This window comes from Micromonospora sp. NBC_00330 (assembly GCF_036136635.1).
Lineage (GTDB): Bacteria > Actinomycetota > Actinomycetes > Mycobacteriales > Micromonosporaceae > Micromonospora > Micromonospora salmantinae.
The window spans coordinates 1,836,256-1,861,355 of record NZ_CP108012.1 but is presented as its reverse complement, the minus strand read 5'-3'; the positions used below and the strand labels follow the sequence as shown (position 1 = coordinate 1,861,355).

The window sequence follows — 25,100 nt, the reverse complement described above, 5'->3', positions numbered from 1 at the left end:
CCGGTGGGGCTTCAGCTTGCTGAGCAGGTGGGGCTCAGGGTGCCGGCGGTGCCGTTGGCCTGGAAGCCGTACTCGGTGGATTGTCCGGCGCCGACGCGGCCGTTGTACGCCACGTTCGTCCAGTTGGTAGTGCCGGTGTTACCGCTGCGGTTGACGTTCCACGCGTTGGTGACCGTCGCCCCGGACGGGAGACCGATGCCGACCGTCCAGCCGCTGATGGCCGACGAACCGGCGGTCACCTTCACCGTGGCCACGAAGCCACCCGTCCACTGGTTCACCGACACCGTCGCCGTGCAGCCACCCGGGCCCGGAGGCGGAGTCGTGGGCGGATCGGTCGGCGGATCGGTCGGCGGATCGGTGGGCGGGTCCGTGGGCGTGGTGCCGTTGTTCAGCGCGGCGAGAACCGCGTCGTACGCGGGCTTCTTCGAGCCGTTGCTGTTGAACAGCAGCGGGGTCTGCGAGGCTCGCCAGGAGTCACTGTCGCGGATGCCCCACACGGTGATGCCGTTGCAGCGGGCCACGGCCAGGCAGTCCTCGACGACGCTGCGGTACGTGTTCGCCGAAGCGCCCTGGATGTCCAACTCGGTGATCTGCACGTCCACACCGAGCGCCGCGAAGCTCGACAGCGTGGTGCGGTAGTTGCTCACGTACGGGGATTCGTTGTTGAAGTGCGACTGGAAGCCCACGCAGTCGATCGGCACGCCACGGGCCTTGAAGTCGCGCACCATGTTGTAGACGCCCTGGGTCTTGGCGTGCGTCCAGTTGTCGGTGTTGTAGTCGTTGTAGCAGAGTTTCGCGCCCGGATCCGCGGCACGTGCCGCCCGGAACGCCGCCTCGATCCAGTCGTTGCCGGTGCGCTGGAGGTTGGAGTCGCGACGGCCTCCGGAGCTGCCGTCGGCGAACGCCTCGTTCACCACGTCCCACGCCACGACCTGACCGCGGAAGTGGGTGGCCACCTGCGTGACGTGGTTGAGCATCGCCTGCCGCAGCGCGGTGCCGCTCATGCTCTCCATCCAGCCGGGCTGCTGCGAGTGCCACGCCAGGGTGTGGCCCCGCACGCTCATCCCGCGGCTGCGCGCGTGGTTGACGATCTGGTCCGCCGCCCCGTAGCTGAACTGATTCTGCTGCGGCTCGGTGGCGTTCATCTTCATTTCGTTCTCGGCGGTCACCATGTTGAACTCACGGTTCAAAATCGTGGTGTACGCACTGTCGGAAAGCTTGAACCCGGCCACCGCCGTGCCGAAGTACCGACCCTTCTCGGCGGCGGACGCGCCGAGCGTCGTACCGGCGGAGGCGGGTGCCGTCACAAAGAGCGCCATGCCGGCGGCAAGGGCGCCCGCGCCGGCCAGCGCGATGGCGGCTCTGGACGCCGCCTTCCATCTCGTACTTCTCATCGTGTGACTCCTTCTGAGGGTGGTGGGGTGGGTAGGGAAGATCAGGACACCGAACAGGCGGCACCGTTGAGGGCGAACGACGTGGGCCTGCCGGTGCCGCCCTCGTGGGTGGCCTGGAAGCCGATCTCGACCGACGCGTTCGGGGCGATGGTGTTGTTGTAGGAGACGTTGCGGGCGGTCACCGCACCGCTCGCCGGGGTGTACTGGGCGTTCCAGCCGCTGGTGATGCGCTGCCCGGTGGGCAGCGTGAAGGTCAGCGCCCAGCCGTTCACGGCGGTGGCACCGGTGTTGGTGATGGCGACGCTCGCGGTGAGGCCGCTGTTCCAGGCGTTGACCGTGTAGCCGACCCGGCAGGCGCCCTCGGTCGGCGGCGGCGTGGTCGGCGGCGGAGTCGTCGGGGGCGGCGTCGTCGGGGGCGGCGTCGTCGGGGGCGGAGTCGTCGGGGGCGGAGTGGTCGGCGGTGGGGTGCCGTCCAGCCCGAAGAAGCGGATCACCTGCGCGGCGTCGACCGGCAGGTTGTGCGTGACACCCTGCATGCTGATCGCCTCGACCGGCGCCATCGGGCCGCTGCTGCCGTACCGGGTGCGCGTGTAGCCGGACTGCGGGGAGTCGGTGTACGTCGGCGTCTGACTCAGCCCGTGCACGTTGGTCCACTGCTTGACCTGCTCGCCGAAGTTCGGGTAGCGCAGCGTCTCGTCGTTGGTGCCGTGCCAGATCTGCATCCGGGGTCGCGTGCCGGTGTAGCCGGGGTACGCCTCCCGGACCAGGTCACCCCACTGCTGCGCGGTACGGATGAGTTGCCCGTTGGCGCACTGGCTGTTCCACTCCGAGGTGCCGCCGGTGGCGAAGCAGGCGAACGGCACCCCGGCGAACGAGGCGCCCGCCGCGAACACGTCCGGGTAGACGCCCAGCATGACGTTGGTCATCATCGCGCCGGAAGAGGTGCCGGTGGCGAAGATCCGCGCGGGGTCGGCGGAGTAGCGCTGCCGCACGTAGTCGACCATCGACATGAGCCCGACCGGGTCGCTGCCGCCGCCACGGCGTAACGCCTGCGGCGAGTAGACGTCCCAGCACTTGCTGCTGCGGGTGGCCGACGGGTAGATCACGATGAACCCGTACCGGTCCGCGAGGGAGGCGTACTGGGTGCCCGAGTGGAACGCGGGGCCCGTCCCGGTGCAGTAGTGCATGGCCAGGAGGATCGCCGGTCGGGTCGCCACCCGGTCCGGGACGTACAGGTGCATTTGCAGGTTGGTGGGGTTGGTGCCGAAGTTGGTCACCTGCGTGAGCGTCGCCGCCGACGCGGGAGTGGCGAACGTCAACGCGGCGGCGGCCAGTGTCACGGCCGCCATGACGACGCCAAGCATTCTCGTCTTCAGTGTCATCGTCGCGATCCCTTGCGAAAAAGGCGCGTGGAAGGGGACTTAAGTCGAGGACTGCCCTTCGCCCGACCTTGACCGCGGCTCGCGTGACCATGTCAGCTTCGATCGAGCACACTCGATTGTCAAGACTTCCGGAAACCTTTCGCCACAAGGGTTCTGGCGGTCACCTGCGCAGCAATAGGCATCGACGGGCATGATCAGGGGCAATGGGTGGCGATAAATTATCGGGACGTTTTCGAAACCTGCCAGGCCGGCCGGGGCGCGGCACGAGGGCGGCCCGACCGGGTGGCCAGGCCGCGCCTCACCCGCCGCTCAGTAGATGTCCCGCCCTCGCTCGTCCGGCACCCCGGACTTGCGGAAGAAATACGTGTTGATCTGGTCGCGCCACTCGGTGGCGCAGCGCACCTGCTCGTCGAGGCGTTCGGCGACCCGCTCGTACACGCTCGGGTCGATCATGCCGGTCAACGTCTGCCACTTCCGACGCATCACCGTCACCTCCTCGACCCCCGCGAAGTGGGTGTCGTAGATGTGCTGGATGACTGTCGAGCCGCTGTGCAGCACATGGCCGTACGGCACGTGGTGGAAGAACAGCAACAGCTCGTCGGGGCAGGTCTCGGGTGACTCGTACACGTCCGCCCAGTGCGGCGGGTACTGGCCGGCGAAGCCGGTGCCCGACGCGCGGCTGCGGTCCACGCCGACGCCGTCGCGGTCGGCGAAGTGGTAGGTGCCCCACCGCGTGTACTCGTACCCGTCGACGCCGGGACCGTAGTGGTCGCCGGGGTTGACCATGAAGCCGACGCCCAGCGGGGCGGTGTAGCGCTCGTACGTGCGCCACGAGTCGTCCATGATCTCGTGCAGGGTCCGCCGCACCAGCTCCGCGTCGGCGGTCGCCGACGGCGGAAAGGTCAGCGTGATCCACTCGTCGAGGATCGCCGTCGGGTCCCGCCGGGGGTCCCAGGCGAGCCGGCCGAACGTGTACAGGTTGGCCTGTGCCAACGGATGCCCGGTCCAGAAGAGGTCGTCGCCGACGTTGGCGACGGCGACCATCCCGCCGCCCGCCGCCGACCCCCCGGTGACCACGTCGGCGATCGTCCGTCCGCCCGGCCCCCAGGGGGCGAAGCCGAGCACCTCACTCCACCACGGGCCGAGGTGGCAGACGTGCCGCTGTTGGCCCGTGTACTCCTGGGTGACCTGCAACTCCACCGCCAGCCGGGTCGCTGGCATCGCGGCGAGCACCGGTGAGACCGGCTCGCGGGTCTGGAAGTCCACCGGGCCGAACTTCACCTGCACGACCACGTTGGTGCGGAACCGCCCGTCGAGCGGGGCGAAGTGGTCGTACGCGGCCCGGGCCCGATCGGTGGACCGGTCCCGCCAGTCCTGGTGATGGTTGTAGACGAACGCCCTCCAGTGCACCACTCCCCCGTGCGGGGCGAGGGCCTCGGCCAGCAGGTTCGCCCCGTCGGCGTGGTCGCGGCCGTACGTGAAGGGGCCGGGTTGCCCCTCCGAGTCGGCCTTCACCAGGTAACCGCCGAAGTCCGGGATCCGGTCGTACACCCGCCGGGTGGTAGCGGCCCACCAGACCCGCACCGCCTCGTCCAGGGGGTCGGCGGTCGGCAGGCCACCGAGGGCCACCGGCGCGGCGAAGCTGACCGACAGGTGCACCCGGATGCCGTACGGGCGCAGCGCGTCTGCGATCTCGGCCACGTCGCCGAGCCGTTCGGTGAGCAGCAGCGCCTCGGTGCGGGCCACGTTGACGTTGTTCACCGAGATCGCGTTGACCCCGCAGGAGGCCAGCAGCCGCCCGTACTCCCGTACCCGGGCCAGGTCGCCGCGCGGACGGCCGTCCTGCCAGAAGATCGAGCCGCCCGCGTACCCCCGTTCGACCTGGCCCATCACCGGGTGCACGGCCACGTTGTCCCAGTGGTTCAGCATTCGTCGGCGCAGCGCCGGCCGGTGCCGCTCCGGCGGTCGGGCCGGGTCGAAGGCCGCCGCGCAGAGCCGGACCACGTGGAAGAGCCCGTACAGCAGGCCGGCGGGCGCGTCGGCCAGCACCGCTGTGACGTCGCCGGCCCGCGCCAACACGAAGCCCTCGTCGCCGAGCGTGCCGCCGTCGCCCAGCTCGACCAGCGCCGCCTCGCCGGCTGCGCGCGCCGCCTCCACCGCCGGGTTGGGCAGCTCACCGCCGTCGCGCAGGGCGAGCACGAGGTCGACGTCGACGTCCCAGGACGGGGAGTGCCACACCCGCCCGCCGTAACGGGCGCAGGCGCGTGAAACCTCGTTGAGGACGGTGTCGACGAGCAACCCCTCCCCGTGCAGCAGGACGCGGCGCGCGCCGAGCGAACGGAACGCCTCCGGAGGCAGCCAGGCCGGGTGGACGCGCGGCTCGTCACCGTCCATCGGCTCCTCGACGAACATCAGCTGCTCCAACTCCACCGACTCTTCGGCGTTCACCGGTCCTCCTTCAGCACGACAACCCCGTACGCCGGCAGCCGCAGGGCACCGCCGGGCGCCGTACGGTCGCCGGTGAGCAGGTCGACGCCGCCGGTCCGGGCGGTCACCTCGACCGGCTCGGCGCGGTGGTTGAGCAGAAACAGCAGCCGCGACCCGTCCGCCGCGACCCGCACGGCGGATTCCAGGTCCGGCACGTCCGGGTAGGGCCCGAGCAGGTCGTGGCGGGCGAGCACCAGCCGCACCACCCAGGACACCCCGGCCTGGTCCAGTCCGGCGGCCACGTACCAGGCGTCGCCGGCGCCGAAGGAGTTGCGGGTCACCGCCGGGGTGCCCGCGTAGAAGTCGGCCTGGTAGATGCCGATGACCTGGGCGCCCTGCGGAATCACCAGCTCGAACAGCAGCCGCGCGTCGACGTCGAGCTGATCGGCGCCGTCGCCGAGGCGGACCCTGTTGACCACCTCCGGGCCGCGGGCGTCCCACTCGTCGACCCGGACGCCCATGAGCTGCCCGAGCGGGCCCGGCACGTCCATCAGGAACGCCTGGTCGTTCTCGTCCACCCGGCCGGACAGGTAGGTGGTCAGCACCGACCCGCCGCGCGTCGCCACCGCCTCCAGCCGCTGCGGCAGGTCACCCTTGAGCAGGTGCAGGGCCGGGGCCACGACCACGTCGTAGCGGGACAGGTCGGCGGTCACCGCGACGACGTCCAGGTCCACACCGGCGTCCCAGAGCGCCCGGTGGTACGCGAGCACGACCTGCTGGTAGCGGACCAGCCGGGACGGGCCGTCGGACAGCTCCAACGCCCACCAGCTGTCCCAGTCGAACAGCAGCGCCACCCGGGCCGGGGTCCGCGCGCCCAGTGACGCCGGGCCGAGCCGTTCCAGTTCGGCGCCCAGCTCGGCGACCTCCCGGAACACCCGGGTGTCGGAGCGACCGGCGTGCCCGATGACCGCACCGTGGTACTTCTCGCTGGCCCCACGGGAGGCACGCAGTTGGAAGAAGAGCACAGCGTCGGCGCCGTGCGCCACGGCCTGCCAACTCCACAGCCGCATCAGACCGGGGCGCTTCAACGGGTTGACGTCGCGGCACGCGGTGCAGCTCGGGGTCTGTTCCATCAGCCAGAACGGCTGGCCGTCCTTGAGCCCGCGCATCAGGTCGTGGGTCAGCGCCATCCGGGCCGCCGACCCGTCGTCGGGCGGGTAGTTGTCCCAGGAGACGAAGTCCAGATGAGGGGCCCAGCGGTGGTAGTCGATCGGCCGGTACATGCCCATGAAGTTCGTGGTCACCGGCAGCGTCGGGCTGGACTCCCGGATGGCCGCCTTCTCGTCGCGGAAGTTGGTCAGCATCGCGTCGGAGGTGAACCGCAGGTAGTCCAGTGTGATGCCCGGGAACGCGGTGTGGTCCGGGCCGTGCCAGTGCTCGGTCAGCGCCGACGGCGGCTCGATCTCGTCCCAGTCGGTGAAGGTGTGCGACCAGAAGGTGGTGTACCAGGCGTCGTTGAGCTCGTCGAGGGTGCCGTAGCGGTGGCGCAGCCAGTTCCGGAAGCCGGCCGCGCACAGCGCGCAGTAGCAGGCGCCGCCGTACTCGTTGCCGACGTGCCAGGCGAGCACCGCCGGGGTGTCGGCGTAGCGGCGGGCGACCCGGCGGGCCAGCTCCGTGGAGAGCCGGCGGAAGACCGGCGAGCTGGGGCAGGAGTTGTGTCGCTGACCGAAGCGGTGCTTGCGGCCCTCGAAGTCGGTCCGGGTCACCTCGGGGTACGCCTTCGCCAACCACGGTGGGTGGGCACCGGTGCCGGTGGCCAGGCAGATCCCGCGTCCCTCGGCACTGGCCCGCTCGACGATCCTGTCCAGCAGCGCGAAGTCGTAGGTGTCCTCGGCGGGCTGGGTGAGCGCCCAGTCGAACACCCCGAGGGTGACCAGGTCGATCCGTGCGCTGTCGAAGAGGCGGTAGTCCTGCTTCCACACGTCCTCGGGCCACTGTTCCGGGTTGTAGTCGCCCCCGAAGGGCACCTTGGCGCTGAGGGGCAGGCTCATGCGGTGAACTCCTTCCGGATCAGGTGGATCATCGGGTCGCTGATGCGCACGTACGCCAGGACCGCGATCGACGCCAGCAGCATCAACACCGCCTCGGAGAAGACCGCGGTGATCCCGGCCGCCGCGGCCAGCAGCAGGGCGTTGCCCACGGCCACACCGGGGGTACGGACGAGGAAGTGCACGGCCAGCCGGAGCACGTCGCGGGTGCGGAAGTCGAACAGCGAGGTGATCACCAGGGCGTTGGCCGCGCAGAGCGTCACGCCCACACCGATCAGCAGCAGCGGCACCGCCCACCAGCTCGACAGGCCGACCGCGCCGCGGTAGGCGAGGTTCACGGCGAGCACTGTCAGCCACAGCAGCGTCGGCACCCAGACGCGCAGCACGCCGAGCGCGTTGGCTCGGTAGCCACGCCAGAACAGGGCGGCCGGGCGCAGGTCGGTCAGGTCGGTTCGCTGGTGGCGCAGGGCGTACAGGGCGGCGGAGATCGCCGGGGCGACCGGTACCAGGAGGAGCGCGGCCAGCGGCAGGTTGCTCGGATCGTGGCCCAGCACCAGCAGCGGGAGCAGGGCGGGCAACGTGGTGAGCAGCAGGAGCAACTCGACCACGAGCAGGATGTAGACGCGCGAGGTGATCCGCGACAGTGGTCCGTCGCCGAACTGTCGCCGGGTCTGAGTCGCGCCACTCACGCTCGCTCCCTCCGGTCGACTCAGGCTGATCCATGGTCGCCGGGGGGTCCGGTCGGGCCGCGACAGGCCGCCCGACCGGACCCCCGTCGATCAGCCGTTGTTCTTCTGGAACCGCTCATACGCCTTGTTGACCAGGTCGATGTACTGGTCGGAGTTCTTGGCCTTCAGCTCGGCCACGTACGCGTCCCACTCGCTGAGCGGACGCTGCCCCAGGGCGAACTTCAGCGTGTTCTGGGTGACGAAGTCCTTCAGCGGGGTCTCCCAGAGCGACACCTGCTCGCGCTCCTCGTCGGTCAACGGGCGCGGCGGAGGGACCTCCCTCGGCTTGCGAGCGTCCATCACCTTCTGGAACTCCAACTCCTCGGGGGAGAAGAATCCACGGACCAGGTCCGGGGTGCCGCCGTACGTGAAGACGCCGTTGTAGAAGCCGAAATCCTTCTGGAGGTGCTTGGTGGCCTTCGGGTTGAGCCCGAGGACGTCGACCTCCGGGGTGACCGAGCGCTTGCCGGAGGCGTCCTTGGTGAAGGTGGTGCCCTCGACGCCCCAGCGGGCGAACTCCATGCCGGCGTCCGAATACCACAGCCAGTCGATGAACTGCATCATGGCGACGAAGTTCTTGCTCTCCCGGGCCTTCGAGGAGATCATGATGCCGTTTTCCAGCCGGGGGAACGGGTTGATCTCCCCGGCCGGGCCGATCGGCAGCGGGATCTTGGCCATCTTGGCGTTCGGCAGGGTCTTGGCCAGGTCGGGCCGGTGGTTGTTGACGAGCGTCTGCGCGTTGCCGGTGACCATGAAGGACTTGCCGTTGGCGAGCTTCTGGCGGGCCTGGTCGTCGGTCTGGGTGAAGCTCTCCGGGTCGAGCAGGCCCTCGGCGACGAGCTTGTGCAGGTAGGTGACCATCTGCTTGTACTGCTCGGACGCGCCGGTGTAGACGAACTTCTTCGCCGCCGGGTCCCAGGTGGCGTGCTGGTAGTCCCAACCCGCCTGGGTGCCGTGGGCCGAGCCGAGGATGTTCAGCAGAGCGCCGGTCGGATTGGGCTTGCTGAACAGGTCGGAGTACGGGTAGACGTTCGGGTACTTCGCCTTCATCGCCTTCATCACGGTGTACAGGTCGTCCCAGGTCTTCGGGACGGGGAGGTTGAGCTCCTGCATGATGTCGGTGCGCACCAGGACCGTGTAGTCCTGCGTGGGCTTCTCGTGCATGCCGGGCAGCAGGTAGAACTTACCGTCGGACTGCCGCAGGTTGTCGATCTCCGGCTTGAGGTTCCACTTGGTGATCTTTTCCTTGAGGTTGGGCATCAGATCCAGGTAGTCGCTCACCGGGAGGATCGCCCCGGAGGACACGAACGCGTCCTCCTGCGGGTGGTACGTCTTCGGGATGATCAGCGGAGCGTCTCCGGCGCCGATCAGCAGGCTGCGCTTCTGCTCGTAGTCGCTCAGCGGCACGGCCACCGGATCGATCTTGACATTGGTCCGCTTGGTGAGCTCCGACCAGAACAGCCAGTCTTCCTTGAGTGGATAGAACGTGTGGTTGTTGTAGAGGGTGGAGAACGAGAGCGCCTCGGTGGCCTTGAACTGGTCACCGACGCCGTAGTTGGCCATCGCGCCGACCCGGTTCTCGGAGAGGTCGGTCGACTCACCGGGGTCCTCGGAACAGGCGGTGGTGAGGCTGAGCGCGAGCACACCCGCGGTGGCTATCGCCACCCGGCGCCACGTCTTGTGGAGCATGGCTCGTCCTTTCGGTGGTGGGGGTAACGGAGGTGATGCGATGCAGCGCCCGGCGTCATCCCTTGACCGCGCCGAGCATCACGCCGGAGACGAAGTACCTCTGGACGAAGGGGTAGACCGCCAGGATGGGCAGTGTGGTGAGCACGATCGTCACGGCCTGGAGCGTGGCCGCGGCCTGCACGACGTCGGCGTCGGCGGCGCCGGACTGCTGTGCGTCGGTGGCACCCGCGATGAGGTTGCGCAGATACACGGTGACCGGCAGCAGATCCTGCCGGTCCATGTAGAGGAACGCGGTGAACCACGAGTTCCAGAACGAGACCGCGTAGAAGAGCACCATCGTCGCGATGATCGCCTTCGACAGCGGCAGCACGATCCGCAGCAGGATGCCGTAGGTGTTCAACCCGTCGACCGCCGCAGCCTCCTCCAACTCGGTCGGCAGGCTCTCGAAGAACGCCTTCATGACCAGCAGGTTGAAGACGCTGATGGCGTTGGGGATCACCACGGCCCAGATGGTGTTCTTCATTCCCAGGCTGGTGACCAGCACGTAGTTGGGGATCAGGCCCCCGGAGAAGAACATGGTGAACAGCGCGATGCCGACGAGGACCCCGCGGCCCTTGAGCTGCGGCTTGGACAGCACGTACGCGTAGCACGTGGTCAGCACGATCGAGATGAGCGTGGCGACCACCGTGTACACCAGCGTGTTGCGATAGTTCGTCCAGAACAGCGAGTCGGACATCACCAGCTTGTACGCGGTCACGTCGAACCCACGCGGGACGATGGTCACCTTGCCGGCGATGATGTACGCCTCTTCGCTGAGCGAGCGGGCCACGATGTTGAGGAACGGATACAACGTCACGACCACGACCCCGAGCAGGACGATCGCGTTGACCACCCGGAAGATCCGGTAACCGCGACTGTCCACCGGCCCGCGCGTCTTCGGGGCGTCGATCTTCGTACCGAGGGTCACCACAGGCTCGTCCCCACAGTGCGACGGGAGATGACGTTCGCCGACAGGACGAGGATCAGCCCGATCGCCGCCTCGAAGAGGCCGATGGCGGCCGCGTAGCTGAAGTTGCTCGACTGGAAGCCCATCCGGAACAGATAGGTGGAGACCACGTCGGCTGTCGGATACGTCAACGGGTTGTAGAGCAGCAGGATCTTCTCGAACCCGACGGCCAGGAAGCTGCCGATGTTGAGGATCAGCAGGGTCACCATCGTCGGACGGATGCCGGGCAACGTGACGTGCCAGGTCTGCCGCAGCCGGCCGGCGCCGTCGATCCGGGCGGCCTCGTACAGGTCCTCGTCGACGGTGGTGAGGGCGGCGAGGTAGAGGATCGTGCCCCACCCGACGGTCTGCCAGACCTCGGACGAGACATAGATGGTGCGGAACCACTCGGGCTTCTGCAGGAACGCCACCGGGTCGCCACCGAACAGGCCGACGATCTGGTTGGCCGTGCCGTCGATCGAGGTCAACTGCATGACCATCGCCGCCACGATCACGATCGACAGGAAGTGCGGCAGGTACGACACTGACTGGACGAACCGCTTGAAGCGGCGGGCCCGGACCTCGTTGAGCAGCAGCGCCAGCACGATCGGCAGCGGGAAACAGAACAGCAGGGTCAGCGTCCCGAGCACCAGGGTGTTGGTGAACACCTCCCAGAACGTCGGGTCGTTGAGAAACATCCGGAAGTAGCGCAGCCCGACCCAGTACTCACCGAAGATGCTGCCGCCCGGCTTGAACCGACGGAACGCGATGATGTTGCCGATCATCGGCAGGTACCGGAAGACCAGGAAGAACAACAGCGGCAGGATGGCGAGGGAGTAGAGCTGCCAGTCCCGGCGCAGCGCCTGGCGCCAACTGCGACGGCGTCGTGGCGAGCGCGGGGCAGGGCTCTGCGCCAGCTGCGGAGAGCTCGGCGGCGCCGGAGGCGGTGGCCGCAGGGTGGATGTCATCAGTGGCCTCGATCACGCCACGGCGCGGCGCCGCCGTCCTCGAGCGACGGACTTCTCATGCCATGACCCCTTAGCTCCGGCCACATCCCCGTGCCCTCGTGAACCAGCTCGGTGGCGGACGTTTCTCACGATCCGAAACTTTCCGGAAACCTGCGTAACCTTTTCGGCAACCTAAGTGCCCCATCGATGCCTGTCAAGAGTCTCAATCGGACTACCAGGGAGTGTTTCCTGCACACGGTGACCCCACGATCGGCGCTCCGTCGTCGACAAGCCGCGCAATGTCCCGCGAATGCGTAGCCCGACTGCGGCACCCACTGGCGTGAATGTCTCATCATGTTAAGGTCGCCCGAAACTTTCGGATGTTGTATGAGGCCGCGATGACAGAGCACCGCCCGCTCGACCCACCCGCCTCCACCACCATCGCGACCATCGCCAATGATGTCGGCGTCTCGGTCGCGACCGTGTCCAAGGTCCTCAACGGACGCGGCGACGTCGCCCCCGGCACCAGAGCCCGGGTGGAGGCGAGCCTCGACCGCCACCAGTACCAGCGCCGCGTCCGGCGACACACGACCAGCGGCGGCAGGGTGGACCTCGTGTTCCACGAGTTCGACACGGGCTGGGCGATGGAGATCCTGCGGGGCGTCGAGGCGGTGACCTCCGCAGCCGGCATCGGGCTGTCGATCGCCCAGCTCGACGGCGCGCACCGCCCGCCGGCACGATGGCTGGAGGCGTTGCTCGCCGACCGCCCCCTGGGCGTGGTGTTCGTCCTCTCCCACCTGGCCGAGGCCCAACAGCAGCACCTGCGCCGGCAGGGCATCCCGTTCGTCGTCGTCGACACCGACAGCGCCACCTCGGCCTCCGTGCCGACCGTCGGGTCGAACAACTGGAACGGCGGTCTGCTCGCCGCCCGGCACCTGCTGGAGCTGGGGCACCGACGGATCGCCATCATCTCCGGGCCACCCGACGTGCTGTGCAGCCGCGCCCGCGCCGCCGGCTTCCAGTCCGCCCACGACGAAGCCGAGATTGTGGTCGACCGCGAGCTGATCCGCTACGGCAGTTTCTCCGCCGGAGCCGGGCACACCCACGGGCTGCAACTGCTCCAGCGGCCGGACCGACCCACGGCGATCTTCGCCGGGTCGGACATCCAGGCCATGGGGGTGCTCCGGGCCGCCCGTCAGTGCGGCCTGCGAGTGCCCGAGGACCTCTCGGTGATCGGGTACGACAACCTACCGGTCTCCGCCTGGACCGACCCGGCGCTCACCACGATCAACCAGCCGTTGCGCGACATGGCCGGCATCGCCACCCAGATGTTGCTCGACCTGACCCGGGGGAACGAGCCGGCGACCAGCCGGATCGACCTGGTGACCGAGCTGGTCGTCCGGGAGAGCACCGCGCCCCCCGCCCACCCGCACTGACCCCGGCCCCTGCGAGGACCCGTGCCCCACTCCGCCTCCACCTTCGACGACCTCCAGCGGTACGCACCCGAGGTCGCCGAACCCGACGACTTCGACGAGTTCTGGCGGGGCACGCTCGCCGAGGCGGCCGCCGTACCGGTGCTCGTCGACGTCCGCCCCGAACCCACCGACCTGCGGCTGCTCGACACCTGGGACGTCACGTTCGCCGGCTTCGGTGGTGACCCGGTCCGCGCCTGGTACACCCGCCCGGCCGGGGTTCGAGAGCCCCTGCCGGCCGTGGTCGAGTACGCCGGCTACGGTCGCGGGCGCGGCCTGCCCCACGAACGGCCGACCTGGGCGGTGGCCGGGTACGCGCACCTGCTGATGGACAACCGGGGCCAGGCGGGGCAGCACGGCGCCGGGGACACCCCCGACCCGCACGGCGCGCCCGGCGGGCCCTGGCCGGTCACCTGGGGGATCCTCGATCCGCGCACCTACCACTACCGCCGCCTAATCGCCGACGCGGTGCGGGCGGTCGAGGCGGTCCGCGCGCTGCCGGGGGTCGAAGGTGACCGCGTCACGGTGGTCGGAAACAGCCAGGGCGGCGGCATCGCCCTGGCGGTGGCGGGTCTCGTCGCGGATCTCAGCGCGGTGCTGACCACCGCTCCGTTCCTGTGCGACATGCGCCGGGCCGTCGCGCTCACCGACCTCGCGCCGTACGGCGAGATCGCCCGGTACCTGGCGGTGCACCGGGAGGCCGAGGAGGCCGTGTGGCGCACGTTGTCCTATGTCGACGGGGTGAGCTTCGCGCGTCGGGCGACGGCTCCGGCGCACTTCGGGGTCGGCGGGCGTGACACCGTCTGTCCGCCGCGAACCGCCTTCGCCGCCTACAACCACTACGGCGCCGCGAACGGCAGGCCCGTCCCGCCCGAGCGGGAGATACACGTCTACCCGTTCAACGGCCATGAGGGCGGGGAAGCCGTGCACGTCCGGCGTCAGCTGCGCTGGCTGGGCTCGGTGCTCCACCCAGCACGGGTCTGAGCGGCCCGCCTCCAAGGCATCGTCGAACAGCGATGCGTTGCCGGTGTTAGCGATAACACGCTATGGTGCGTCAGGCGAGGTGCAGGGCACACCTCCGCCGCGGCACTTCGGTCCGTCCCCGCCAGATACTCGACGGTCGGTACCCGCTCCACACCGCCACGACCACCAGTGCAGACGTCCGGGTTCTTGGTCGTGCCGCGCTGATGTCGCGCACCCCCACCAGAGGAAGTCCCATGCGCAGTACAACGCCCTTCCAACCCGCCCCTCTCGCACCGACCAGCAGCGCACCGACGTCGAGGCCCCGGCGGGCCCGCCGATGGTGGACCGCCCTGGCCGCCGTCGCCGCCATGGTCGCCGCCGTACCGATCGCGACGACTCCCGCGAGCGCGGAGTCCAACGGCGGGGTACGCGTGATGCCGCTCGGCGACTCGATCACCGACGGGTTCAACGTCCCCGGCGGTTACCGGATCGAGCTGTGGCAGCGTTTCACGGCCGGTGGTTACCGGATCGACTTCGTCGGCTCCCAGTTCAACGGGCCAGCCAGCCTCGGCGACCACGACCACCAGGGCCACTCCGGCTGGACGATCGCCCAGATCGACGCCAACGTGGTGAACTGGTTGCGGGCCACGAACCCGCGCACCGTGCTGCTGCACATCGGCACCAACGACATGTACGGCGACACGTCCGGGGCCCCGTCCCGGCTGGCCACGCTCGTCGACCGGATCACCAACACCGCCCCGAACGCGGACGTGTTCGTCGCGACGATCATCCCGAAGTCCGGCGCGGACAACCAGGTCCGGGGCTACAACGCCGCGATCCCCGGGATCGTGCAGAGCCGGGCCGCCGCCGGCAAACGCGTACACCTGGTCGACATGTACCGCGCCCTGACGCTCAGCGACCTGGCCGACGGGGTGCATCCGAACGCCACGGGCTACCGCAAGATGGCCGCCGCCTGGTACGACGCTCTCCGTACGGTGCCCGGCAGCATCGGGGGCGACACGCCCCCGACCACTCCCCCGCCCACCACGCCCCCGCCCACCACGCCCCCGCCGTCCGGTGACTGCCGTGTCGCGTACACGGTCAACGCCTGGAACAGCGGTCTCACCGCGTCGGTCTCGGTGACCAACACGAGCAGCACGCCGGTCGACGGTTGGGCCCTGGGCTTCACACTGCCTACTGGGCAGAGCATCACCAGCGGTTGGAACGCCACCTACTCCCCGTCCAGCGGAGCGGTGACCGCCCGCAACGTCTCCTACAACGCGACGATCGCGCCGAACACCTCTGTCGACATCGGCTTCCAGGCGACCCACACGGGTGGCACCGGTCGGCCGTCCGCGTTCACCCTCAACGGCACCGCCTGCACGCTCGCCTGACCCCACCGGTCGCGGTGCCGGGCCCAGCGGCCCGGCACCGCCCCGGCATCCGCACGTCGACCGGACCTCGCGTCGCGCATCGACGCCGGAACGTTCGCCGAGCTGGCGGTCACTGCTCCACGGCGCGGTAGAGCCGGCTCACGGTTTCGGCCACGCAGACGGGCTTGCCGCCGCTGTCGCTCTCCACGGTGACCGTCACGACCAACTGCACACCGCCGCTGACCGGCGACACGTCGGCGATGGTGGCGGTGGCGCGTACGGCGGCGCCGACCCGCAGCGGCGCGGGGAAGCGCACCCGGTTCAGCCCGTAGTTGACGCCCATCGCCACCCCCTCGACCCGATAGAGCCCGCCGGCCAACGCCGGCAACAGCGACAGGGTGAGGTACCCGTGGGCGATCGTCCCGCCGAACGGCCCCGCCGCGGCGCGGACCGGGTCGAGATGGATCCACTGGTGGTCGTCGGTGGCGTCGGCGAAGAGGTCGACGCGGCTCTGCTCGACGCGCTGCCACGGACCGGGCCCGACGCTCTCGCCGGCCGCGGCGGCCAACTCCTCGAACGAGGTGAAGACTCTCATGCCGGATCTCCCTGCAGCTAGAAGGCGTTGACGCCGGTGAGCGCGCGGCCGATGAGGAGTTGCTGAATCTGACTGGTGCCCTCGTAGAGAGTGGCCACCCGGGCATCGCGCAGATACTTGCCGACCGGATACTCGTCGATGTAGCCGTACCCGCCGAAGACCTGGACCGCGTTGTTGGCCGCGCGGACGGCGGCCTCACTGGCGAAGAGCTTGGCCGTCGACGCCTCGGTGGCGAACGGCTGGTCGCGGTCGATCAGGTCGGCCACCTGCCACACCAGCAGCCGGGCGGCGGCGGTGTCGACAGCGATGGCGGCGAGCAGTTGTTGGACGAGCTGGTGCCCGGCGATCGGCTTGCCGAACTGGGTGCGCTGCCCGGCGTAACCGACGGCCGCGTCGAGGCAGCCCTGGGCGATGCCGACGCACCCGGCGGCCACCGACATCCGGCCCTTGGCGAGGGTGGCCAGGGCCAGCCGGAATCCGGCGCCCTCGGCGCCGAGGCGGGCGGTGTCGGGCACGCGCACCTCGTCGAAGCCCAGCTCGCCGGTGGCCTGGCCGCGCAGGCCGAGCTTGCCGTGGATCTCCCGCCGGGTCAGGCCCGGGCTGTCGGTGGGCACCAGGAACGCGGTGATTCCTCGGTGCCCGGGGCCGCCGGTGCGGGCGAAGACCAGCGCGACGTCGGCGGTGGTGCCGTTGGTGATGAACATCTTCGTGCCGGTGAGCAGCCAGTCGGTGCCGTCGCGGACCGCACGGGTGCGCAGTGCCGCCGCGTCGGAGCCGCTGTCCGGCTCGGTCAGCGCGAAGCAGCCGAGTGCGCTGCCGGAGCAGAGCCTCGGTAACCACTCGGCCCGCTGTTGCGCGCTCCCGTGCGCGGCGATCGACTTCGCGACCAGGCCGAGGGAGACCGAGACGATGCCGCGCACCGCCGAGTCGCCCCGGCCCAGTTCCTCCAGGACCAGGCAGTACGCGAGGTGGTCGCCGCCGGAACCGCCGTCGGTCTCGGCGATGGTCAGCCCCAGGAAGCCGAGGTCACCGAGCATGCCGACGATGGCGGGGTCGACCGATTCGCGGCGGTCCCAGGCGGCCGCGTGTGGCAGCAGCTCGCGGTCGGCGAACTCGGCGGCCAGCTGGCGGACCGCCGCCTGCTCGGCGGAGAGGGTGAGGTCCATGACGCTCAAACTAGCGGTGATAGTTAAACGCGTCCAGACCGGACGTTCACCGGTCGGAGGCCAGACCGACGTGCCGCTCGGCGGTGAACGCGCGGGCCAGCTCGGTCCGCGAACGGATGCCCAGCCTGTGGAACACGTTGCGCAGGTGGTGGTCGACCGTACGGGTGGAGAGGAACATCCGGGCGGCGATCTCCCGGTTGGTGGCACCCTCGGCGACCAGCTCGGCGATCCGTAGTTGCTGGCCGGTCAACAACCGCGCCGCGGGCAGGTCAGGCGGACCGATCGACTCCCCGGCCGCCCGTAGCTCCGTGGTGGCCTGCTCGGCCCAGCACTCCACCCCGAGCAGGCTGAACATCTCGCGGGCCTGGTGCAGGTGCGTCCGCGCGTCGCGAGGGCGTCGGCTGCGGCGCAACTCCTGGCCGAAGATCAGTTCGGTGCGGGCCCGCTCGAACGTGCCGGCCTCGGTCGGGTGCAGACGCAGCGCCGCCTGGAAGTCCCGTTCCGCCTCGGCGCCGCCCCGGGGGGCGAGCAGTGCGTGGCACCGCGCGGACAGGGCCCTGCGCAACGGGCTCGCGGTGCTGCTGGCCCACCTGTCGAACGCGGCGAGGGCGGCCGTCGCCGCCGGCCGGTGCGCCAGGTGCGCCGCCGCCTCCACCAGGTACGGGGTGGCCATCACCTGCACGAGGACCTGACCTCGGCGCGTGCCGAGCCGAGCCAGCGACGCCAACCGCTCCGCTGCCTCGGCGTGCCGGCCGTCGATCAGGTCGAGCACCGCCAGGGCCCACGCGGCGAGCGCGTGCGGGCGACTGCCCGGCGTCGGCGACTCGCCGATCTCGCGGATCCGCCGCAGGCTGGTGTCCCGATCGGCCCGGATCGCGGCGAGGACGGCGAGCATGCCCAGATGGACGTTGGCGCAGTTGACCTGCCCGGTGGCCCGGGCGACGCGTAGCCCGTCGCGGGAGGTCTCCGCCGCCGCCTCGTGTCGACCCAGCCAGTACTCGGCGACCGCCCGCAGCTCCAACGCCCGCGACAGCATGGACAGCTCACCCCGTTCCCGGGCCAGCTCGACGGCGCGTTCGGCGAGCCGGTGGGCCGCGCCGTCCACGGCCACCAGCAGTCCGGCCGCCGCGGCGCAGCTGAGCGCGGTGGGGGTCAACGCCCAACCGGTCAGCCGGTCGCCCAGCACCACGGCGCGGCGCAGCGCGGGCCCGGCTCGCTCGTGGTCGCCCCGCAGGGTCGCCGCCACCCCGGCGATCAGACAGCCCATGACCTCCAGGGCCGGCGGGTCGTTCGGGCGCCGCAACGGCAGCGCCCGCCGGCCGACCTCGGCGTACCGGTACTGGTCGCCGGTGAAGCAGACCGCCTCGCCGGCCCGCACCAGCCCGGTCAGCGCCAGGGCACGGTCGGTGCCGTCCACCGCCGCGGCGGAGGCCAGCAGCGTGGCCGACGCACTCGACGCGGTGCCGCAGCGCAGCTCCAGCTCACCGCGGAGCAGGTCGGCGCGGCCTCGAACGACCGGGTCGACGCAGACCGCGCGGAGGCGGTCGAGCAGTAGCCGGGCCTCGTCGGGTTGCCCCCCGGCCCAGGCGTACCGGGCTGCGGTCAGCAGCCGAGTGGCGGTCAGCCCCGGACTGTCGCTCAGTTCGGCGGCCCACCGCAGCGCCACCGAGGCGGCGGCCCAGCCGTCGGACCCGCCGACCGCCGCCTGTTCCAGCTCGGCGGCGAGGACCGGATCGGCACCCGCCGTCGCGGCGGCGAGGTGCATCGCCCGGCGGAGCCGCTGCCCGTCCGCGACCAGCACCTCGGCGAGCAGTCGGTGCGCCGCGCGACGCTCGGCGAGCGGCGCGCTGGCCGCGATCATCGTGCGCACCAGCGGCTGTGGAAACGTGACACCTCGTTGCTCGACACGGACCAGCCCGGCGACCTCCGCCGGGGCGAGCGCCTCGACCTCGGCGCCAGCGGCCGCCGCGGCCCGGATCACCGTGCCCGGCTCGCCGTCCTCGTCGAGCGCGGCGAGCAACAGCACCCGTCGGGTCTCCGGGGGCAGCCGGTCCAGCCGGGCGCGGTACGCACGACCCAGTGCTCCGTCCGCCGGTGGCGCGGCGGGCAGCGACTCCTCGCCCCGCCACTGCCCAGCGGTGAGCACCTCGGCCAGGTCCACCAGGGCCTGCGGATTGCCGCCGCCGATCGTGGCCAACGCGGTCAGGGCCGACGCGGCTGGTCGGTCGGGAAGCCGGTCGACGCCCTCGCGGACGGTCAGCCGATCGAGTCGATCGGTGAGGACGGCGCTGCTCTCGTGCTCGGTCAGCGCGCGCAGTCGGTGTGCCGGTATCCCGTCGAGATTGGCGGTGACGTCCGCGGTGAGCAGGACGGCGAGCGGCAGGTGCCGCAGTCGGCGGGCCACGAACGCCAGCACCTGCGCGGTCTGCGGGTCACCTCGGTCGATGTCGTCCATTGTGGCGAGCAACGGCCGGCCCCGGGCGGCGGCGGCGAGCAGCCCGAGCACCGCCATCGACAGGGTCAACTGCCGGTCGGCCGGGCAGCTCTCCCCGGCCAGCGCGCGCCGCAGCAGGTGGCGCTGCTCACCGGGGAGCGCGGCGGCCCGGTCGAGCACCGGGTCGACCAGACGTTGCAGGCCGGCGTACGGCAGGGCGGCCTCCTCGGCGAGCCCGCTGCCGGCGAGCACTGTGCAGCCACCCTCGGCATGGCGATGGGCGTAGCCGAGAAGCGCCGTCCGGCCCGATCCGGGCTCTCCGCGCAACAGCAGGGCACCGCCGGCGTCGGTCATGCCGTCGAGCAGGCTCCGGACAGCCCGGCACTCGTCGTCCCGGCCACGCAGCACGGTTAGTTGCACTCTTGATGCAGTAACCATGCCTGCCAGTGTTACCCATCGGAAACCGAATGGAAAGAGGGGGCGATATCGGCCGGGCCGGAGTCAGTCGGGCGCGACCTCGGCCAGCAGGGCGCCCACGGTCCGGGCCATCACCGCGCGGGCCTGGTCCACGCCGAGACCGAGCCCGTAGCGCAGCATCGACCAGGCCTGCCAGGTGCTCGCCGCCACCAGGGCGTTGAGCAACTGCTCCCGCCCCGCCCCGGCCTCGGCCAGCTCGACGGCGAAGAGCTCCTCGACCTCGTCGCGGACCCGTTCGATGTGCTTGAGACGGTTGCGGTGCAGCTGTTCGGAGACCGGCTCACGCATCTGGGCGGCCCGCGCCGACGACGCGATGAGCTGGAGCAGTCGAGCCCGCTGCCGGCAGTACGCGTCGACCCGCTTCGCCAACGGCAGCCCCGGTGAGATCGGCCGGTAGGCGGCGTCCTGCTGGCGGAGCACCTCCGCGCCGCTGGCCTCGAAGAGCGTCTCCATGTCCTTGAAGTTGGTCCAGAGGGTGCGCAGCGAGATGCCGGCCCGCTCGGCGATGCGTTCTCCGGTCGGGCGGAGGTCGCCCTCGGAGATGAGCGCTAGGTGCGCCTCGACGATGGCGGCGCGGGTCCGCTCGGCGCGGGCGGTACGCCCGTCGACCCGGCCCGCCACATCGACCCCGTCCATCCGCCCTCGCCCCCTCACCGCCACGGCGTCCCCCGACGCACCGCCGAGTCTAGACAGCCGTTGATCAGCGGCTCCGGACGCTCCGCCGACGCCGTCATCCGGCCCGGCCGGTCAGCGAGACGCCGCCGTCGCAGACGATGGTCTGCCCGGTGATCCAACTGGCGTCGTCTGAGGCCAGGAAGGCGACAGCGCCCGCCACGTCCGACGGCAGACCGAGGCGCCCGAGCGGGTACCGCGCGGCGACCTCGGCCTCCCGCCCGTCGTAGAGGGCGGCGGCGAAGCGGGTCTTCACCACGCCGGGGGCGACAGCGTTGACCCGGACCGTCGGCCCCAACTCCACGGCGAGGCTGGCGGTGAGGTGGTTGAGCGCGGCCTTGCTGACCCCGTAGCAGGCGATGCCGGGCGACGGGCCGAGCCCGGCGATCGACGAGACGTTGACGACGCAGCCGCCGCGCTCGCTCATGCCGGCGGCGCAGACCTCCTGCACCCAGCCGAGCGCGGCGACCACGTTCACGTCGAGGATCTTGCGGGCCGCGGCCAGGTCCAGCTCGACCAGCGGGCCGTGCACCGGGTTGATGCCGGTGTTGTTTACCAGCAGATCCACCGGCCCGAACGCTGCGCTCACCTGGCTCACCGCGGCGGCCCGATGCTCGGGATCGTCGGCCCGGCCCGGCACCGCGAGGGCGTGTGCCGGACCGCCCAGGGTGGCGACCGCCTCGGCCAGCCCCTCGGGGCGGCGTGCGGTCAGGCCCACCCGCGCGCCTTCGGCGACGAGGCGTTGGGCGATGGCCAGACCGATTCCGCGACTGGCGCCGGTGACGATGGCGACCCGGCCCGCGAGTCGGCCCGAATATGCATTCACGGTGCAGATAGTAGGAGGGTCGATCGGTATCGGTCAACGCCTCCGACGATCGGCCGGCAGGCCGCGCCGGCAGCACGCGCGCAGCCGTCCGACCGGGCGTGGTCGGGGGAAACCACGCCCGGTCGGACGTCGAGGGCTGCGAAGCCTCAGGAGACGGTCGGCACCCCGTTCGCCGGTGGCGCGGCCGGTGTGGCGGTGTACTCGTTGACCGCCCCGTCCGCCTCGTCGGTCTCGTACGCCGGCCCGAAGTAGGTCTGCACTCCCCCGCTCACCCGGCTCAACCGCTGGCCTCCGTACCCGGAGTGATCCTTGGCGGAGAAGCGCAGCGGCACCAGCCCGGGGCCCTGGAAGCCGCCCTTCTGCACGGCCTCCAGCACCTTCTCCCGGGTGAGGTCCTTGCCGGCGGCGAGCAGCACCTGCACGAAGAGATAGCCGACCGACATGCCGTAGACGGTGTTGCCGTCGAACGGCGCGTCCCCGTTGTGCTCCTTGTTGACCTTCGTGAAGAGCTGGACCCACGGGTTCGCTGTGTCGTTCTGCATCGGCAGATAGTTGGTGCCGACCATGCCCTCCAGCAGCGGCGCGGCGGCACCGAGCTGCTTGGCCAGGGTCGGGTGGTCGGCGCCGACGTTGGAGACCAGCCACTGCGGCTTGAAGCCCAGCCGTGCCGCCGTGCCGACGGAGAGCGCGGTGAAGCCGGGCACCGTGGCGAGCACGACGACCTGGCAACCGGCCGCCTTGAACGCGCCGATCTGCGGCGCCACGTTGGTGTTGCTGGTGACGTACGTCTGCTTGACCGCCACGGCACCGGCGCCGAGCACCTTCTCGACGCCGGCCAGGCTGTCCCGGCCGAAGTCGTCGTCCTGACCGAGGAAGCAGACCTTCTGGCCGGCCAGGTTCGCCTTCGCGTAGTTGGCGAGGATCTTGCCCTCGACCGTGTAGTCCGGGTTGAACCCGAACGTGCCCGGATACTTGTCCGGCTGGTCCCAGCTACGGCTGCCGGAGGCGACGAAGAGGTCTGGCACCCGGTTGCTCTTGAGGAAGTCGAGCACACCGGTGTGCGTCGGCGTGCCCAGACCATTGAGGACGGCGAAGACCTTGTCCTGGAGGACGAGCTGACGGACCACCTGCTGGGTGTTCGCCGGGTTGTAGCCGTCGTCCATGATCTTGTAGGTGATCTTGCGGCCGTGCACTCCGCCGTTGGCGTTGACGTAGTCGAAGTACGCCTTCGTCGCCGGGGCGATCTTCGAGTAGCCGGCCGAGGCCGGACCGGTCAGCGGCATGTGGGTGCCGACGACGATCTCGGTGTCGGTGACGCCCGGCACCGACGCCCCGCCGGAGCCGGGGCCGTCGTCGCCGCTACAGCCGGCTGCGGTGATGAGCAGGGCAAGGGTGCTGGCGATCGCGAGGCCGCGATGCGCTTTACGGTGCATGGGAAACACCGACCTTTCTCGGTCCGGTTGTCTGTGGGAACGGTGTGGTGGTGGGGCGCCCGGCCGAGGCCGGACCGAGGACAGCTCAGGAACGCCGGGTCGGCCGCCTGGCCAGCAACGCCCGGCCGAGACGCGACAGCAGACCCTGCACACCGCCGGGGGCGGCGATCATGACGACGATCAGGGTGAGTCCGAAGATCGCCAGGGGGAGGTTGCCCTCCAGCCGCTGCGCCACAGCGGGCGAGAGCGTGAGCATCTCGGTCACCGAGTGGGTCAGATCGGGCAGGGCGACCAGCAGGACGGCCCCCCACAGCGCGCCGGTCAGTCGACCCAGGCCACCGATCACCACGGCCATCAGCAGGAACAGCGACAGGGTCAGCGAGAACGCGCCGGGTGAGACGCTCTGCGCGAGCACCGCCAGCAGCGCGCCGCCGAGCCCGGCGGTCGCCGCGCTGACCACGAACGCGAGGACCTGGGTGCGGGCCACGTGGATGCCGGCAAGGCGGGCCGCCACCTCGTCGTCGCGGACCGCCCGGAAGGTACGCCCGTACCGGCTGCGGATCAGATTCGCCAACAGCAGCAACGCGAGCAGGGTGGCCGCGCCGGTGACCCAGAGCTGCCACTGCTCGTACGGGAAGTACGGGCCGAGCGACAGCGGCGGCGGCTCCACCGGCACCGACAGCCCCTGCTCGCCGTTGAACACGCCGTCGAAGGTGACCGCCAGCGCCGGCACCACCACTGCCACCGCGAGGGTGACCCCGGCCAGGTAGGGGCCGCGCAGCCGGGCCGCTGCCACACCGACCACGGCGCCGACCGCGACGGTGCTGAGGATCGCCGCACCCAACGACAGCGGCAACAGCCAGCCGCCGGTCATCCCCCGGTCGGCGAACGCGGTCTGGCACAGCGCCACCGTGTACGCCCCGGTGGCCATCAGGGCGCCGTGCCCGAGCGACAGTTGACCGTTGAGCCCGGTGAGGACGGTCAACCCGGCGGTCGCGCAGAGGTAGGCGGCCACCGTGGCGAGCTGGAAGTTGCGGAACGGCTCGACGGAGTAGCTGACCGCCACCAGCAGCAACCCGGCGGCCAGCACCACGGCGAGGTGGCGCAGCAGTGTGGAGCCGCGTCGCCGGTCGACCGGTCGGCTGCCCGGGTCGTCGAGCTGCTCTCTCGGCGGCACTGCCGCCCTCGTGGCGCTCACACCCGCCTCGCCGCGACCGGGGCGAACAGCCCACCGGGCCGGACCAGCAGCACCGCCAGCAGCAGGACCAGCACCGCGAGCGGGGTGAGGTCACTGCCGGCGTAACCGCTGACGTAGGACAGCAGCAAACCCACCACCAGCCCACCGACCACCGCCCCCGGTGGACTGTCCAGCCCGCCGACCACCGCCGCTGTGAACGCCGAGACGAACACCAGGTCCATCGCGTGCGGGTGCAGGCCCAGCTCGGTCGGCAGGACCAGCATCGCGGCCAGCGCGCCCACCCCGGAGGCGAGCGCCCAGCCGAGGGTCAGCATCCCGCCGACGTTGACCCCGAGCAGCCGGGAGACCTCCGGAGCGAAGGCCGCCGCGCGCATCCGCAACCCCACCGGGGTACGCGCGAACATCCAGGCCAGGCCGGTGACCACCACGCCGATCGTGGCGAAGACGAACAGGTCGTACGGGGACAGCACGGCGACCCCGCCCACGGTGAGGGCGGACCGGCTGAACGGGGCCTCGGCGGGGCGGAACTCGCTGCCGTACACCATGCCGAGCACGGCCTGGATCAGCAGCACCAGCCCGAGCGCGACGATCACCGGGTTGAGCGGTGAGGCGTGATCGACGTGCCGCATCACCACCCGGTCCACCAGCGCACCGAGCAGCAGGCCGGCGACGATCGCGACCACGAAGCCCAGCCAGTAGGAACCGGTAGCGGTGCTGACGGTGTAGGCGACGTACGCGGCGGCGACGGCCATCGCTCCCTGGGCGAAGTTGACGACTCGCGCCGCCCGCCAGATGAGCACCAGGGCCAGCGCGAACGCGGCGTACACAGCGCCCCGGGACAGGCCGTCGACGGTGAGGAAGACGAAGCGGTCCAACAGTCCTCCCTCCGGG

19 protein-coding genes are annotated in these 25,100 nt (G+C 70.7%); 3 read left to right on the top strand and 16 right to left on the bottom strand.

What is annotated here, in order from left to right; translation table 11 throughout:
• Positions 1-11: 11 nt before the first annotated feature.
• The 8 genes from OG598_RS08115 to OG598_RS08080 all read right to left on the bottom strand — a co-directional run bounded on the left by OG598_RS08115 (position 12) and on the right by OG598_RS08080 (position 11,621).
• Entirely contained in the window at positions 12-1,394 is a 1,383-nt protein-coding gene (locus tag OG598_RS08115; protein WP_328653820.1) for an endo-1,4-beta-xylanase, read from the bottom strand.
• Between the two features lie 41 nt (positions 1,395-1,435).
• A complete protein-coding gene (locus OG598_RS08110; RefSeq protein ID WP_328653819.1) occupies positions 1,436-2,776 on the bottom strand; it encodes an extracellular catalytic domain type 1 short-chain-length polyhydroxyalkanoate depolymerase in 1,341 nt (446 codons plus the stop codon).
• Positions 2,777-3,085: 309 nt separating this feature from the next.
• Positions 3,086-5,224 (bottom strand): alpha-glucuronidase, encoded by a 2,139-nt coding sequence (locus tag OG598_RS08105; protein WP_328653818.1) that lies wholly within the window; start codon positions 5,222-5,224, stop codon positions 3,086-3,088.
• Positions 5,221-7,254, bottom strand: a complete 2,034-nt coding sequence (locus OG598_RS08100; RefSeq protein WP_328653817.1) for a beta-galactosidase — start codon at positions 7,252-7,254, stop codon at positions 5,221-5,223. The genes OG598_RS08105 and OG598_RS08100 overlap by 4 nt, the downstream gene beginning before the upstream one ends.
• Positions 7,251-7,940 carry a DUF624 domain-containing protein gene (locus OG598_RS08095; protein ID WP_328653816.1) on the bottom strand — a complete coding sequence of 230 codons (690 nt, stop codon included), beginning with the start codon at positions 7,938-7,940 and terminating at the stop codon, positions 7,251-7,253. Before OG598_RS08095 ends, OG598_RS08100 begins: the two co-directional genes overlap by 4 nt.
• Before the next feature lie 90 nt (positions 7,941-8,030).
• The gene (locus OG598_RS08090) at positions 8,031-9,668 is read right to left on the bottom strand and encodes an ABC transporter substrate-binding protein (RefSeq protein ID WP_328653815.1); all 1,638 of its coding nucleotides are present in this window, start codon (positions 9,666-9,668) and stop codon (positions 8,031-8,033) included.
• Between the two features lie 55 nt (positions 9,669-9,723).
• Positions 9,724-10,635 (bottom strand): carbohydrate ABC transporter permease, encoded by a 912-nt coding sequence (locus tag OG598_RS08085; protein WP_328653814.1) that lies wholly within the window; start codon positions 10,633-10,635, stop codon positions 9,724-9,726.
• Complete coding sequence (locus OG598_RS08080) at positions 10,632-11,621, bottom strand: ABC transporter permease (protein ID WP_328653813.1); 990 nt, start codon at positions 11,619-11,621, stop codon at positions 10,632-10,634. The genes OG598_RS08085 and OG598_RS08080 overlap by 4 nt, the downstream gene beginning before the upstream one ends.
• A 377-nt stretch (positions 11,622-11,998) precedes the next feature.
• Here OG598_RS08080 and OG598_RS08075 point away from each other — a divergent pair, with 377 nt between their 5' ends.
• From OG598_RS08075 to OG598_RS08065, 3 genes are all read left to right on the top strand, one after another.
• The gene (locus tag OG598_RS08075) at positions 11,999-13,036 is read left to right on the top strand and encodes a LacI family DNA-binding transcriptional regulator (RefSeq protein WP_328653812.1); all 1,038 of its coding nucleotides are present in this window, start codon (positions 11,999-12,001) and stop codon (positions 13,034-13,036) included.
• Between the two features lie 21 nt (positions 13,037-13,057).
• On the top strand, positions 13,058-14,056 hold the full coding sequence (locus OG598_RS08070; protein ID WP_328653811.1) for an acetylxylan esterase: 999 nt from the start codon (positions 13,058-13,060) through the stop codon (positions 14,054-14,056).
• 233 nt (positions 14,057-14,289) lie between these two features.
• Positions 14,290-15,429: a cellulose binding domain-containing protein gene (locus tag OG598_RS08065; RefSeq protein WP_328653810.1), complete on the top strand. Its 1,140-nt coding sequence runs from the start codon at positions 14,290-14,292 to the stop codon at positions 15,427-15,429.
• Between the two features lie 109 nt (positions 15,430-15,538).
• Here OG598_RS08065 and OG598_RS08060 read toward each other — a convergent pair whose 3' ends face one another.
• The 8 genes from OG598_RS08060 to OG598_RS08025 all read right to left on the bottom strand — a co-directional run bounded on the left by OG598_RS08060 (position 15,539) and on the right by OG598_RS08025 (position 25,084).
• On the bottom strand, positions 15,539-16,003 hold the full coding sequence (locus OG598_RS08060) for a MaoC family dehydratase (RefSeq protein ID WP_328653809.1): 465 nt from the start codon (positions 16,001-16,003) through the stop codon (positions 15,539-15,541).
• 17 nt (positions 16,004-16,020) lie between these two features.
• A complete protein-coding gene (locus OG598_RS08055; RefSeq protein WP_328653808.1) occupies positions 16,021-17,169 on the bottom strand; it encodes an acyl-CoA dehydrogenase family protein in 1,149 nt (382 codons plus the stop codon).
• 46 nt (positions 17,170-17,215) lie between these two features.
• Positions 17,216-20,041 carry an AAA family ATPase gene (locus tag OG598_RS08050; protein WP_328653807.1) on the bottom strand — a complete coding sequence of 942 codons (2,826 nt, stop codon included), beginning with the start codon at positions 20,039-20,041 and terminating at the stop codon, positions 17,216-17,218.
• Positions 20,042-20,104: 63 nt separating this feature from the next.
• On the bottom strand, positions 20,105-20,716 hold the full coding sequence (locus OG598_RS08045) for a TetR/AcrR family transcriptional regulator (RefSeq protein ID WP_328653806.1): 612 nt from the start codon (positions 20,714-20,716) through the stop codon (positions 20,105-20,107).
• Between the two features lie 94 nt (positions 20,717-20,810).
• A complete protein-coding gene (locus OG598_RS08040) occupies positions 20,811-21,578 on the bottom strand; it encodes an SDR family oxidoreductase (protein WP_328653805.1) in 768 nt (255 codons plus the stop codon).
• A gap of 146 nt (positions 21,579-21,724) precedes the next feature.
• Positions 21,725-23,011 (bottom strand): ABC transporter substrate-binding protein, encoded by a 1,287-nt coding sequence (locus tag OG598_RS08035; RefSeq protein ID WP_328653804.1) that lies wholly within the window; start codon positions 23,009-23,011, stop codon positions 21,725-21,727.
• Between the two features lie 85 nt (positions 23,012-23,096).
• Entirely contained in the window at positions 23,097-24,209 is a 1,113-nt protein-coding gene (locus OG598_RS08030; RefSeq protein ID WP_328653803.1) for a branched-chain amino acid ABC transporter permease, read from the bottom strand.
• On the bottom strand, positions 24,206-25,084 hold the full coding sequence (locus OG598_RS08025; protein ID WP_328653802.1) for a branched-chain amino acid ABC transporter permease: 879 nt from the start codon (positions 25,082-25,084) through the stop codon (positions 24,206-24,208). Before OG598_RS08025 ends, OG598_RS08030 begins: the two co-directional genes overlap by 4 nt.
• Between the last annotated feature and the right edge of the window lie 16 nt (positions 25,085-25,100).